Source organism: Streptomyces sp. NPDC005266, from assembly GCF_040607655.1.
In the GTDB taxonomy this organism is placed as follows: Bacteria; Actinomycetota; Actinomycetes; order Streptomycetales; family Streptomycetaceae; genus Streptomyces.
In genome coordinates, this window is sequence record NZ_JBEXHC010000020.1 from 96,813 (window position 1) to 110,706 (window position 13,894).

Below are 13,894 nucleotides of genomic sequence, written 5' to 3' on the forward strand. Positions count from 1 at the left end.
TAAGCTCCTCGCCCTGATCAGTCGGACTCTGCGCCGGTGACAGCATCGGTGACGTTGTCCGTGACGGACATCTGGACGGCGGCCTTCGCGCCCGTTCGCTTCTTGGGCGCGGCTGCCTTCTTCGCGCTGCCGCGGGTGGCCGCGTCCGGGCGCCAGGCCCGCAGCGCGTCGTCGGTCAGCCCGAGTTCGCCCTGCTTCTGCTGCCGGAACGCCAGGATCTCGGCAGCCGGCGACGCACCAAACTCCGGGTCGTACTCGCCGTACCACTGCTCCAGCCACGGCTGCAGCTCAAGCAGCCCAGCCAGGCAGGGCACGAGGTCGTCCTCGCCGAGCCCGGCCTGCTGGATATGGGAGGCGAGCGCGAGGGCCTGCTCCAAGTGGTCCCAGCCGGCCCACCCGTACAGCTCTGGCGACTGTGCGTTGGCCGTGCCGTACGACACGAACCGCTCCTTGGGTACATCGAGCTTGCCGCGCTCACGCCAGTAGCTCGGCTTCAGGAAGTCCGCCGCGGTGTACTTCGGCGGCACGGGCGTCTCCTTGCGGATCTGCCGCTTGGTGGGCTCGTCAGAAGCGGCGTCCACCTCACGCTGCTTCTCCCAAACGTACTCCCAGTCGGCACGCTTCTTGAGCCCGGACGGCTTGTACCGCAGCGCGGAGACGAACGGCACGTGCTCCTCGGACAGCAGCTCCCGTACGGTCTTCGCGAGGTCCTGCCGAGGCGCGTACAGCTCGGCGACGGACACGAAGTCCTGGTCCGCGGACAGGTTTTCGGCGAGACGGGCGAGGGTGATGACAGTGGGGTTGCCGCTGGCGTCGAACCAGTGCGCGCGGTCCTCAACTCGGTCGAGCAGCCAGGACTTCAGCGCCTTCTGCCGCATCGCGTCCCAGCCCTCGGTGGCCCAGCGCCGCTTGTACTCGGGCCGCTCCACCATGCCGATAGCGCGGCTCGACTCGATGACGTCGATTCGCCTCTGCACGAGCGCCTGGTAGTCGGCGGGCCAGTGCGCGGGGATCTCCGTGATTGGCGTCGAGCCGTGCCGCTTGAACCACTCGCCACTGGCCTCGCCAGCCGCGACCTGGCGCGCCAGAACGATCTCGAAGGCGCGCTCACCGAGGGCGAGTTCGGGAACAGCGGAGGCGTCAGACAGGCGAAGATCCTCGGAATGCAGGTCGTAGAGGGAGTACACCTGCCAGTCCAGCTCGTCCTGAAGGGCGATCATTCGGGCGCGAATCGAGTCGTAGCGGGCTTGGGCTGCGCGGAGGTCGGAAGCGTTGGGGGTGACATCGTCGGCGAGGGCGGCGGGCGTCGTCGCGGAAAGCTGCTGGGCAAGGGCCTCGAGCTCAGCGGCGAGGGCGACGGGGTAGTCGACAGGGAGGGGAAATTCTTGGAGCTTGGTGCCGGTGAATTCGTAGAAGCGCTCCCACGCCTGCGACTTGTAGCCCTCATTCACACCCTGACTACCCTTGTCATGGCTGACCATCTTGAGCCAGAACCCGGCCGTGGAACTGTTGAGCAACCCAAGCAGCGCCAGATGCTCCTCCGTTGTGGCGTCCTCACGGAGCTTGATTACCTGGGCCGAGTCCTTCACGGGGAGCCGGCCGGTCTGGAGGTAGAAGTGATTATGCGTCGCAACCTTTGCGTAAACGATCAACTTCTGCGCCTTGACGCGGGATCCGTAAACCTCACGCCATGAAATCCAAGGAATTCCCCTGTCGAGCATCGTGATACTGAAGCGTTTGCGAAGTTCCAGTACGTGACGCAGTGGCCACATGAAGCGCAGCAAGTCCTCATTCTCTGCGCCTTCGAGAAGCTTCATATCTTGGTCGTACGGGCTGGTGAGCCAGGTCGCGCCGGCGAGCCCCCAATCCCGTACCTCATCGCCATTAGCGACAGCGGTGGGCCTAGCACCTCGCTGGCGGGCGGCAGCAGTGTTCACCGAGCCAAAGGCGTTGTCCTCGCCAGTAACGATAGACAGGCCGAGTTCTTGTGACGCAGTTCGCAGCCGGGTTCCCGTGCTTTCGACGATCTTCAGGATGTCTGGTGCGGCACCGCCTGTCAGGCTCCATGGATGCTTTGACAGGTCGTCACGTCGCGTGTCGCGAACGCTGATCCATTCGGTCTCGGAGCCCGGGGAGTCGGCCTGTTGGGTGATAGCCCGCCAGACGAGTCCATCCTCCGCCTTCTCCGGAGCCGCTGGCTCCCCCTGGACGCTCCGGACGGTGCGGATGGTGGCCCGGCGAGCGCCCGTGTAATCCAGCGGGCGGCCGACGAGGATGACCGTCGGAGTCCCATGCCCCGGGATGTACGCCCCCGACGTGTCGATGATCTCCGTCAGTTCGACCTGATCCCGGAAGAAGCTCTCGATCAGCTTCGCACCGAACTCCCTCTTCATGAACGAGTTCGCCGTGATCTGACCAACCATGCCGTAGCCGAGCCCGGACTTCTCCTCGCCTCGAACCGCAAGCTCGAAGAAGCGCTGCGCGAATGGGACCGACAGCGCGTACGTACCCGCGCACGCGCTGTACACCTTGCGATACAGCTCGTTAAGTGTTTTGTCCTTGACTGTGATGTACGGAGGATTCCCCACGACCACGTGGTAGCGGCCCCGGTTCAGGATCTGCGGGTACTCGAACACGTCCTCCGTGCTCAGCGCGTAGTACGGGTCTTCGGCGTCGCCCGATTCCGCACTGTCGCCGAGGCTCAGCTGCTCGTCGCCGAAGAGTCCCTCCTGCCGGTGCTCCGTCGGCAGCAGCGAGTCACCCACCGCGAGCTGAATCGGCCACTCGTACTGCCGCGCCTCTGCGAACGTCCGCATGCCGCTCGAAGCCATCGCCGCGACCAGCAGCCGGAAGCGGGCCACCGCAACCGCGAACGGGTTGAGGTCCACCCCATGCACGGACTCCAATGCCGCCCGCACCCGTTCGTACGGGCCGACTTCGGGTCGCTGCGACGCCCACATCCGCACCAGCCGCCGGAACGCCCCGAGCACAAAGTGACCCGACCCACAGGTCGGATCGATCATCTTCAGTTCTTCGAAGCCGAACTCCCGTACCGCCGGGGTCATAGTCCGGTCGAGGATGAACTCCTCCACGAACTCCGGAGTTTGCAACAGCGCGTACGTCTTGCGGGCCGCCTCGCTCAGATCCTGGTACAGGTCGCCGAGGAACCGTGTGTCCCAGCCCTCGGTGCCGTCCTCGCTCAGCTGGTCGCTGAAGTCGTGTACGAGTACAGGGCCACCGACACCGCCGTCGCCGTCCCCGCCGAGCACTCCCTCACCAACGCGCTGCTCCCGCCAGAACGCGAGCAGCGTGCCCGCCCCGTCATGCGAAAGCGGGATCTGGTAGAGCGGGTTGTGGTTGCGGTCGAAGAGCAGCCGCCCAGCCTGCCCGGCACCCAACTCTGCGAACGCCGTCTCCAGCCAGCCTCGGTACGTCGGGTCGGCGTCCTTCTCCAGGTACTCCTCGTACCGCGCCTGCGCGGTCTCGCGCCCAGCCACATCCGGGGCGGTGATGTACGGCTCAGCGATCAGCCGGTTGTCCTCGCTGAAGCGGACGAAGACGGTGCCGAGCACCCAGGCCACCGCAACCTGGGTGATCCGCTCCCCGAGCCAGGCGTTCCACGTCGCCGCCGTACGGCCCAGCTTCCGGGCCTGCTCATACTCACCGCGCAGCCGGGTCCCTACCTCGGGGACAGCTTTGACCTGCTGTTCAAGGTCGATCTCTGCCGCCTTGACCTGCTTCTGCAGGTCGGCGAGGAGGCTCTTGCGGTCGATCACGGAACGGCTCCTGTGGAGAAATCGGAGTGGGCGGAAGAAGGCCGGCTCAAGAGGGGCAGAGGGTCAGGCGTCCAGCGCGAGGTGTTTGCGCGCGACCCAGGCATCAGGCACGACGATCCACTCGTCGAACCCTGCCTGGTACGGCACGCTCTGCCCGGCCAGCCTCGGTGCTTTCGCCGGGTCGGACTGGGCAACGAGCAGCCACAGCGGGCTGCCACCTTGCCGCGCTTCTTCCGCGAGCCTTACGAGCAGGTCCAGCGCGTCGTACCGGGCGAGCACCGCAGTGTCGGTAAGGAGCAGCGGTCCCTGCCCCTGCCGCAGTCGCTCTCGCAGCTGCGGCTCGATGCGCCCCCACGCCTTGTCTGTACGGATGCGCAGCTGCTGATGAGCCCGGCTTCCGGGTTTGGCAGCGTCGGCCTTGAGGACGGTCTCCCAGGTCGGTCTGGCCGCCTCGCCGATCACACTGCGCAGTTCGTTCACGAAGAGCCCGGTCAATGACACCGGCCGCACACCGTACGGCTCATCCGCCAGGTGCCGCACCGCGTTCTCAGCGCCCCGGTGGGGCACGGTCAGGACCCGGAAGCCGTCCTGTCGCGCCGAGTGCGTGAGCCGCTGTTCGGCCTTGACCGCGGCGGCGACGGCCGCGTCCGCGTCGTACTGGGTGGGGGCGGATCGACGGGCCGCCGAGGCTCCCCAGCTCGCCGAGGTCAGGCCGGCGGTGGCGTCCCCGGCCGGACGGTCCGGGATGAGGCGGAGCACCTTGTCGTAGCGCGTCGCCAGCTTCAGCTCGAAGCCGGCCTGCTTCAGGTAGCGGACCAGTGCGCTGCCCGTGGGCAACTCACGTGGCACCAGCGGGTCTGTGCCCAGGTCGGGGAAGCGGGTCGTGACTCGCTTGTGCAGGGCGTCAACCGTGAGGCCCGGCAGTCGCTCCTCCTCGACGCCGGGTTGCACGGCTACCACACCGGCCTGGGTGATCCTCAGCGCGCGCACCAGGTCCAGGTCGCGCGGGTAGATCTCCAGTCGGGGGGTGAGGGCAGCTCGGGTGGAGGCTGCCACCGCGATCTCGGCGGTACGCCGCTCATCCCAGCCCAGGTTTCCCGGCGGCCGTCGCACCGCGTCCAGCTCGGTGAGGACGGTGCTGGCCGTCGGCAGAGATTCCAGGTCCGCGAGTCGGTCGGCCCGCGCTCCCAGGTTGAGCGCGTATTCCTGCAGAGCGGGCAGCGTCGGGGTGTCCGGGCCGTCCACGCCCTCCCGGACGTCAAGTGCGAGGAGGCCGAGCACCGGATCGGCGCCCTTGGGCATTCGGGCGTGGAAGTAGCGGAAGAGCGGCGGGGCCTCGTTGTTGTAGCTCTCTCGCTCGACCATCGCACGCAGCAGCGACAGGGCGAGCGCGCGCCGGTCGCGCCGTTCCACGTGTTGGGTGCCGCGCCGGGCGATCAGCGCGTCGGCGAGCTCGATCACCGGGGCCACCCGACCGCGCTCGGCAAGGAGTTCCACCACGTCCTCGCGCAGCAGCCCGAGCGCGGTGTCGTGGTGCCAACGCTCGCGCGCCTTCTTCACGATCTGCGGGATGCGGCCCGCGGTCAGGCCCACCGCGTCGGCGACGTCCCGCTGCCGAACCCATGCCAGGCCCTCGGGCAGCTTGCCGGTCTCGTTGGGCAGCCGCAGTAGCAGCCGGACCGCTTCGCGTTCCTTGGTGTTGGAGCGGGCGCTGCCGCTGGATGGCTTCGGGACCAGGCGAGCGGCCAGCGCGTCCAGGCTCAGCGCGCCCAGCAGCTGCGGGTCAGTGACATTTCCGCCGCTGACGGCGACCGATTCGGCGACCGCCTGTTCCAGCTCGGTGATTTCCTGGCCGGCTGCTTTGCGGGCTTCCGCGCTGAGTGGTGCGGGGGCCGCTTTGCCGAGTCGGAGGTTCCACTCCTTCTGCCGGCGCTGGATCTCCTCCCGGGTGCGCGAGCCCATGCCCGGCGCAGTGAGGAACTTCCTCGCCGAGTAGTCCAGTACGTCCCCGACGGTGTTCAGTCCCATGGCGAACAGCTGGGACTGCGCGGAGAGCGTCAGACCTGCCACGGACAGAGGCGTCGTGCGGTCGGCCCTGGCCGCCTGCTGGTCACGAACCTGCTCGGCGGAGGCGTCGTCGTCCTCGCGTCCGATCTGGGGCCCGGCTTCCTGCGTGGTCCCTGCGCTTTCCGCCGTACCGTGCCCGGAGCTCGGTGCTGTTGTCCGCTGCGCATCCAGGAAGAGTGCCTGCCAGGCACGCTCCATCGGCTTCAGGTCCGAGAACCGGTCCTTCACGTCCCGCGCCAGAGCCTTGCGGAAGAAGGCGACCAGACCGTCGCGAACCGCCGGTTCGAAGGCGTCGGCGGCGAGCTGCGGGTACGGCCACTCCCTCGGATCGGTCTGCCGGGCTGTGACGGCACCGTCACCCCATCGGGGCAGCTCGTTCGACGCCATCTCGTGCAATGTCGCCGCGAGCGCGTACCGCTCGGCATGACCGTCGTACGAGCCACGCGTGATGATGCCCAAGAACGGGTCGAGGTAGCCCTCGGTGCCCGCATCGATCTCCTTCGCCGGGTATCCGGCGAGCGAGAAGTCGATCAGCACCAACTGTCGAGTGCCGTTGGGACGGATCCGGATTGCAATGTTGTCCGGCTTCAGGTCCCGATGCCAGATTCCTTCCGCCTCCAAGTGCTCCACCGCACCGAACAGGTACTTCCCGTACGCCTCCAGCTGGTCCATGCCCAGGCGACCGTTGTCCCGCAGCTGACGGGCGACGGTGTCCTCACGCCGCCTCGGTCCCTTCCCGTCACCACGGTCCTGGTCCTTCAACTCTCGGCTGTCGCCGACGTATTCGAGAGCGAGCACCCGACGACCCGCGAGAGTCATCGGCTCCCGCTCGTACAGCGCGATGATGCTGGAATCCCGGTGGATACGGCCCAAGATCTGGGCCTCCCGATCCAGGGCCGCGTGCTTGGCCTCGCTCAGCGCGACCTTCAGCACAGCCACCGGCAGGGTGCCGCTACGCCGTGGCTCGCCCGCGAGATCCCTCACCAGGAACGCCCGAGAGGTCGAGCCCGTGCCGAGCCGACGAACAACCTCCCAGCGCCCGGCCAGTACATCCCCGGCCACGGCCTCCAGCGGGTCCTTCTCCGGCTCGCCCCGGTCCTCGTCCGTTTCCGATCCCGACCCGCCGTCCCCGCCCGTGCCTGCGGCTGCGGCTGCGGCCGGGCCGACGGAGTCCTTTTCGGTGAATGCCTGCTCGACGTACTCCAGCATCTCCAGGAAGTCGTCGACCGTGGACAGGCGCCGGCCCGGTTCGTACGCGGTGGATGCCTCCACCAGGTCGTCGATGTCCGGGTTAAGTCCGTCGACCAAGGCACTCGGGCGCAGGCTCTCACCGGCTTCCAGGCGGGCCATGACCTCGCTCTGGCTTGCGCCTGGCGCCTGCCCGGTGACCAGTAGATACGTGAGGACACCGAGCCCGTACACATCGAGGCGCACCGGATCGGCCTTCGGAATCCTCAGCTCCGGCGCCAGATACGGATCAGCCTGCTCCGAGACGTGGAACCCGGACACGTTTGTAGGAGCCAGGGTCAGGGGCCGGCCACGGCTGGCGCTCTGGCCGGTAGCGATCTGCCAGTCCGCGATCTGCGGCCAAGGGCTCAGCCAGCGCTGTTCCTCGCTGAGCTCCCGCCCGCGCGGGCCGCGATCACGCGGAATGATGTGCACCGCGTGCGCCGACAGCGTGCGGTGATGGACACGGCGTGAGTGCGCGGAGCGCACCGTCTCCGCGAGCTGCCGTACGAGGGCGAGGCGGCCCCGCAGGTCCAGCTGCTTCCCGTGCTGCACCAGAAAGTCATCCAGCCGCAGAGTCTCCGGGTGGTAGTCGAACAGGATCGTCGGCCCAGCCGGATGCCCCGACGGCAGGTAACTCTTCAGCTGTACCGCACCCGGGTGCCGGAACCGGCTGAGCACCAGCGCCTCGCGGGCAGCGGCCTGCTCCACCGAACGCCGCTCGGCGTCCGAAGCACCGCGCTCGCTGAGGAAGACGCGCACTCGCGCCAGATCATGCAGCTGGGAGTGACGACCCAGGTAGTCGGCCCAGGTGGGCCCGGAGTCGAACGCCTTCGCGTCCAGGAGATAGGAGCCCACCTCATGCTGGCGGCGGATCGGTGCGATGCCGAGCTTCTTCAGGGCCCCGCCGACGCGGCGAGACGTCTCTGCCGTTATCCGGCGCCGGGCGTCACCCGGCGGTTCGGCCAGCATTTCCACGAGCTGCTTGACCGTGAATACGCCGTTCAGATCGGCGGCCGGCAGGTTCACGCGGAGCTTGTCATCGGTGAAGCAGACCGCCTCGCCCACCCAGATCTTCGGCCGGTCCCCGGGCCGACCAGAGACGTCGTTGATCAGGCCGGCCAGTTCCTTGGCCTTCCGATTCGCCAGGTGCAGGGGGTTGCCGTGTCGCCGCTGGGTCCCGCCGGGCGTGGTCTGCACCCAGTCGTTGCCGCCGCCGTGTACCGAACCGTGCCAGTCCTTCAGCTCGAGGAGGAACACCCCGGCCGGTGCGGTCACCAGAAGATCGATCTCGCGGACATGACCGCTGTTCGCGGTGAACGTGAAGTTCGACCAGGCGCGCCACGGCTCCTCGTCCGGCATACGCCTGCGGATCGCTTCCAGGCCGCGGCGCTCATGCTCGTGCTCGGACTCGGTGACCGTCGTCCACCGACCTTCCAGCATGCGACTCCCCGCCTGTATCTGCTGCGCACGTTTATGCCTGCCGTGACCCTGCCGCCGCGATCAGGAACACGGGGCTGCCCCCGCAGAAGGAATCTTAGAGGGCGGGACTGACACCGGGAGGAGGAATCGAACCTGGCTTTCGGCCGACGCCGCATCTGACCAGCGGAAACCGAGTGATCGCGCTCGGAAGGGCAGACTCTGCCAGGAAGCTCGGCTGGGGCTGTCGGAAGGGGGCGGAAGCCCACGCCGGCTCTCCGCTTCACACCCTGAACCTACGTGCCTTCACCCCTCTCCAGGAGCTGCAGCCGGTTGGCCTGGAGTCGGCAGACGACATCTTCGGGAGCGAGGGCCCATCGCGCAGCGAGGTGGGCGATGACGGCCGACAGGTCTGAGGGGCGGGCTGGCCGCCCTCGGTGTCTGGCAAACGGGCCGTCGGTCTCCAACATGACGCGGTCAACGGGGAGCGCGTCGATCACCTGGCGGGCCTTGGCCGAGTGGCACATGGCGGGATTTACGGAAAACCACAGTCCGGCTGCCAGGGCGTCGTCCACCAGGTTTGCGGGGCCTGTGTACCAGTGCAGGATCGCAGCGGTGGCGCCGCTTTGCGCGAGGCGGGTGATGGTGTCCACTTCGGCACCGCGGCTGTGGACCGTCATGGGCACCGACAGGGCGCGGGGATCTGCCAGGATGGCCTCGAGGATCCTCAGTTGGGCGCGGCGCGTGGTGCGTCCGGCGGGTGAGTAGTCCAGGCCGATCTCGCCAATCCAAGTAGCCTCGGGCAGCATGCGCAGGAAGCGGGCCAGGTCGGCTGGCGTGAAGCTGTGGGCTCGGAGCGGGTGCATGCCCAGCGCGGTGTGAACACCCGGCCGTCGGCCGAGCCGGGTCCGCATCACCCGGTACTCTCCGGGGTCCTCGGTGACGGCCACGATGTCGACCGAGGCGTCGGCGGCTTCGCGCAGGACTTCGGCGGGGTCTTTGTAGCCGGTCAAGTGGCAGTGGGTGTCTAGCATTCGGTTCACGAAGTGTGCTCCAGTAGCTGTGCGAGCTGCCCATGAGCACCTGCTGTGATCCAGGTTCGGACCTCGGTACTGCCCCGGCGCCAGACTTCGATGTACGCGCGGCGCTCGTCGCGGGGCAAGGGCCCGTTGCGCAGGATGTCGGTGGTGGGACGGCCGGGACGGGTGCCGGCCAGCACGGCACGCAAATCGGAGCTGCGTCCCGACTCAGGATCGAGCAGTTCGGGGTCGGTGAGCGCGTCCCAGGCGTACTGCTCAGCCCGGTCCCATCCGGCTTGCGCCATCGATGCCCGGCGGATCAAACACGGAAAGCAGTAGCCGCAATTGCCTTGCGCCCGCTTGGCGTAGCGGGCCACCTCGGGGTGGGAGCAGGAGATGCTCCTGGGCGCGAGTTCGCTCAGGAGAGCCCGGTTGCGGTTACCGGTGAGCATCTCGCCCTTCGTCCTCAGCCGGTAGGGATTGACGAGAGGGTTGGGCACACCAATCGCCTGCTTGGCCTGCTCGAGGAGTGCTAGGTAGTGCGGATGGGTGGTACGGGTACTGAAGCTGCCGGACCGTGCACGGGTCAGGGGCACGTTGACGCCGATGTAACCGTTCTCAGGCAGATAGACCGGGACGTGCGGGCCAATAGAGGAGGCGACCGCGAGGGCGGTGCACAGGAACATCAGGGACCGTGACCGTGTGGTGGTCTCGCGGCCAGGGGGCAAAGGTCTGGCCTGGACCGGTTGGGCGGGTCCGGGCCGCAGGAACAGGCGCAGAGAGATCACGCGCTGCCCGTAATGGGCCTGCAGCCGGCGGAATAGCCGGGTCTGGGCCGCAGAGGTCTGCCCGCCTTCGTAGTGCGAGAGCAGGCACAGGCGCCTCTCAGGAGCTTCCTCCAAAAGGTCGATCACGCCGCACAGGGAGTCAAGGCCGCCCGAGAACAGACACACACCGTCTGCGGTGATCTGGCCCTGACCGTCCGAGTCCGGTGCCAACGGCGGAGCGTGTTGGGTGCGCGGGTGCAGGGTCCATCGGTCGCCGGTTAGGAAGCGCAACATGTCCTGTCCGGTTTCGGTTGGCCAGCTGGCAGCGTTATGTACTGGAAACCCGAGGGCGAGGTCCCGTGTCCACGCGTCGTCGGTTCGACTACGCTCGCTCACTCGGTCCGCGACATAGGCACCGAACGCCATGACCATCAGGTCTGCCGCCTGCCGGGTGGGCACGAAGGACCGGAAGAACCCTCGACCGGCCTGCACCGTGGAACCCGGCAGGCCGGGCATGAAGTCGAGTAGGAGTCCACTCGGCGGGCCCGGGTCCTCAAACTGCTCGGTACGCACCGTGAACTGTGTCATGCCAGTCCTTCCAATGCTTGGTAGGCCAGCTCCAGCGCACCCTCGACGACTGCGCGCCCATCCGGCCCCGACCAGTCCATACTCAACGCGTTCTCAGGCAGTCTGATGGCCACACAGTCCTCGATGACCTGGCGCATCTGCCGGTCCGCGCGGCGAGCCGCCTCGGGGTCGGCGATCGTGCCCAATCGTTCTGCCACCACTGGCACCCTGTTGTAGATGTAGTGCGTCAAGAACAGTTCGAGGAGTCGTACCACGTCGTTCCGCGTGGTTGCCTCGTTCTCCAGCTCGTCCCAGGAATCGGCGTCTCCGAACAGCTCGTCCAGCACATCGCATACCGCGTCCCGAGCCGCTTGGCCGTCCAGGTCGCCCCCAGCCCCGGCCAGTTGTGTCACCAGTTCGTCCACGACCTCGAACCGGTCACGTCCGATCAGATCACCCAGGGACGCTTGCCGCAGCGCCTCACCCAGGCCCCCCGAGGCTACCCCTGCCAGCAGACCGCCCAGCCGCTGTGCCGTGGTGCGGCCGGCCATGGCGCCGGCCGAGGCGGCAGCCGCCCCACCCAAGACCGGCACATGACGAGCGAGGACCACTGCGGCTCGGCTTCGTGGCACGGACCCGCTGCTGAGGTCACGTGTGTAGGCAGTTGCGGCGTGTTTCAGCGGCGTCCAAGCCCCGCCGGAGCCACTCGTACGGTCCGTGGAAGTTCCCACTCAGTGCCGTCCTCGCTGACGAGCCGCCCTGACGAAACCCCCAGACGAGTTGGCCTCCCACCCGTCCAAAAGGGCACTGACGGTGGGGTCGGCTTCCGGAAGCCGACGGACCAGAGTGGTGATCTTCGGCCGGAGGATCTCGAACGGGATGACTCTGAGTCGTTCACACACAACCGGTGCAATGGCGGGGATGCGCTCGCACAATTCCGCCACCCCGTCCGTGGCCGCACCGGCGGGATCGTGCATGACCGCCTGCAGAAGGTGGTCCACGAGCGTCGGAAGGTCCGCCGAAGCGACGCTCTCCGCCGCCTGCCTCACCGCTGCGCGACGCCGCGAAGCCACGTCAGACTGAAGGCGCCCGAGCAATTCCTGGATGTGGGCCGACAGGAGGGCCGTGTTGGCGCCGAGCGTCAGTTTGGCCCGTGCGAAAGTGAAGTACGGACCGAGATCCTTCCCACCTAGTGCGGGCTCCATCCTGAGCCAAGCGTCGATGTGAAGCTGCTCGGCCCAGGTACGCACCTCCTCATCCAAACCGCCTGCGGGGGCCATCTCCCGGCTCGACGGGCGCCGGGCCGCGCCTCGCCCACCATCACGGGCCCCGGAAGCAGAAGGCGCCTCGGGCGCCTCGTTCGGGGCGGGATCGGCCTCGTCCACCCCTGTACCTCGGGAGCGCTGTTCGGCTGCGGCAAGCCAGTCCCCTCTGCCACTCACCGGCCCGGCGGACTGCCAGTCGAAGAGCCTCTGGAAATCGCTCAGGTACTGCGTCTCCAACACCATGAGCTTGGCGAGGACCGCTGCATCCAACGTCGTACCGCGCCGCTCGGCGCCGGCCAGACGCAACTTCAAGGTGTTCAGGAACCGCTTGATCTGGCGGGGGTTACCCCTCAAACCACTTCCGAGGACCGGCGCGACGGCTGCGGCCCACATCATGTCCTGATACAGCTCGGGCGGCATCTCGGGCCCCAAACTGTCCGCTGCCATGCCGACGTTCAAGGCCACTCCGAGCGCGCTGCCGCGCCGACGCTGGTCAACCGCCGCCTTCAGTGCTGTGAACTGATCCTGCGACAGATGCAGTTCGGACAGGAGCAGGTGCATATAGGTTTCGGCCTCCGGCGCGGAGAGCGCCGGAATGTTGATCTCCACCTGAAGCATCTTCTCCAGGTACTCCGCCCCAAGTCCGGATGTCCCGGAACGCCTCAGCCCTGGGTAGCGCTGGTCGATGGCGGCCTGGACGACCTCGGCGTGGGCAGCGATGACGAACGCACTCTTGTCGACGTTCAGGAAGAGTCGGACAGCTTCGAAAGTGTCCACGACGGTATGCGGCAGGCACCGGTCCAAGTCGTCGATCATCACAATCACGGCCCGGACCTCGTGCAGGGACTCCATCAGTTCAGCGAACTGCTGCCGGAACGCGCCCGCCGCTACGGGCTGGGGTTCCTCGTCCGAACTATCCCCGGCGGAGTCCTGGGACGATTCCATCGAGCCGACCATGCCCTGAGCGAACATGGACGCTGTATCCGCTAGGGCAGGCTCCACAGCGCCGGCGGCTATTGCGGCACCGGCGGGGAGAGCCGTGCCGACCAGCATCCGGACCGGCCGGCGCAAGCTCGTGGCCATGCGTCTGAGGCGTCCCACCCGCTCGGCCTGCGGGCCATCGGCCTCGACCTCCTGCTGAAGTCGCGCCAGGACCGCCTCCGTCAGAGCGGCCTTGATGTCCTCGTACCCTTCGTATTGCCACGGGCTGAAGGAGACGACGACAAAGTGTCCGGTCTCATCGTCCGGAAGGCCCGCGAGCTCAGCTGCAACGATCTTCAGCAGGCTGCTCTTGCCGGATCCCCAACCACCAGTGACCCCCATCGTCAGCGGTAGCAGCCGTGGCTGGGTGAGTGCGACGACCAGTTCGTCCACGAGGAAATCGAAACCGAGCAGGTCCAGATCCGTCTCGCTGTCCGACCACATGACGCCTCCCACCCACGTACCGCATGGGCCCCGACCGCGCGTTTGCGTGATCATAAGGGCGACTGGCCGAAATGGGACCCGGTTCGGTGATATACGTCGTCACCCTGGTCGCTCGGGACCTCGCGCCGTGGCGATTCGGTTCGAAGTTCATCTCTCGGCACCGGTGTCAGGGCGCAGCACCGCAGAATCGGCGCTTCAGCTGCCTCGCAGACGAAGATGGGACCCCACCAGCTCGTCGCCGGTGTAGCCACGCGGCTCGCCCCACCGCTCCGGCAGCCTTCTCCGTGTACGGCCAACTGTGCGACCCCGGGCTGACCACACGGACCGGCACCGGCACAGAGAGGAAAGATCGCTCGCCTGAC

At 67.5% G+C, this 13,894-nt stretch carries 6 protein-coding genes; all 6 read right to left on the bottom strand.

Features of this window, described 5'->3' with window-relative positions; genetic code table 11:
- Positions 1 to 17: 17 nt before the first annotated feature.
- The 6 genes from pglX to ABZU99_RS27960 all read right to left on the bottom strand — a co-directional run bounded on the left by pglX (position 18) and on the right by ABZU99_RS27960 (position 13,532).
- Positions 18 to 3,776, bottom strand: coding sequence for a BREX-2 system adenine-specific DNA-methyltransferase PglX (gene pglX, locus ABZU99_RS27935; protein ID WP_356047311.1), 3,759 nt, complete (start codon positions 3,774 to 3,776; stop codon positions 18 to 20).
- Between the two features lie 63 nt (positions 3,777 to 3,839).
- On the bottom strand, positions 3,840 to 8,513 hold the full coding sequence (gene pglW, locus ABZU99_RS27940) for a BREX system serine/threonine kinase PglW (RefSeq protein WP_356047313.1): 4,674 nt from the start codon (positions 8,511 to 8,513) through the stop codon (positions 3,840 to 3,842).
- 272 nt (positions 8,514 to 8,785) lie between these two features.
- Positions 8,786 to 9,523, bottom strand: a complete 738-nt coding sequence (locus ABZU99_RS27945; protein WP_356047315.1) for a TatD family hydrolase — start codon at positions 9,521 to 9,523, stop codon at positions 8,786 to 8,788.
- 5 nt (positions 9,524 to 9,528) lie between these two features.
- Positions 9,529 to 10,863: a Qat anti-phage system QueC-like protein QatC gene (gene qatC, locus ABZU99_RS27950; RefSeq protein ID WP_356047317.1), complete on the bottom strand. Its 1,335-nt coding sequence runs from the start codon at positions 10,861 to 10,863 to the stop codon at positions 9,529 to 9,531.
- Positions 10,860 to 11,426: a hypothetical protein gene (locus ABZU99_RS27955; RefSeq protein WP_356228031.1), complete on the bottom strand. Its 567-nt coding sequence runs from the start codon at positions 11,424 to 11,426 to the stop codon at positions 10,860 to 10,862. Before ABZU99_RS27955 ends, qatC begins: the two co-directional genes overlap by 4 nt.
- Positions 11,427 to 11,573: 147 nt before the next feature.
- Complete coding sequence (locus tag ABZU99_RS27960) at positions 11,574 to 13,532, bottom strand: P-loop NTPase fold protein (protein WP_356047321.1); 1,959 nt, start codon at positions 13,530 to 13,532, stop codon at positions 11,574 to 11,576.
- Positions 13,533 to 13,894: the final 362 nt, after the last annotated feature.

Coding starts and splice junctions, on each gene's coding strand:
- pglW (WP_356047313.1), bottom strand. CDS start 8,513: ATGCTGGAAGGTCGGTGGACGACGGTCACCGAGTCCGAGCACGAGCAT.
- ABZU99_RS27960 (WP_356047321.1), bottom strand. CDS start 13,532: ATGTGGTCGGACAGCGAGACGGATCTGGACCTGCTCGGTTTCGATTTC.
- qatC (WP_356047317.1), bottom strand. CDS start 10,863: ATGACACAGTTCACGGTGCGTACCGAGCAGTTTGAGGACCCGGGCCCG.
- ABZU99_RS27945 (WP_356047315.1), bottom strand. CDS start 9,523: ATGCTAGACACCCACTGCCACTTGACCGGCTACAAAGACCCCGCCGAA.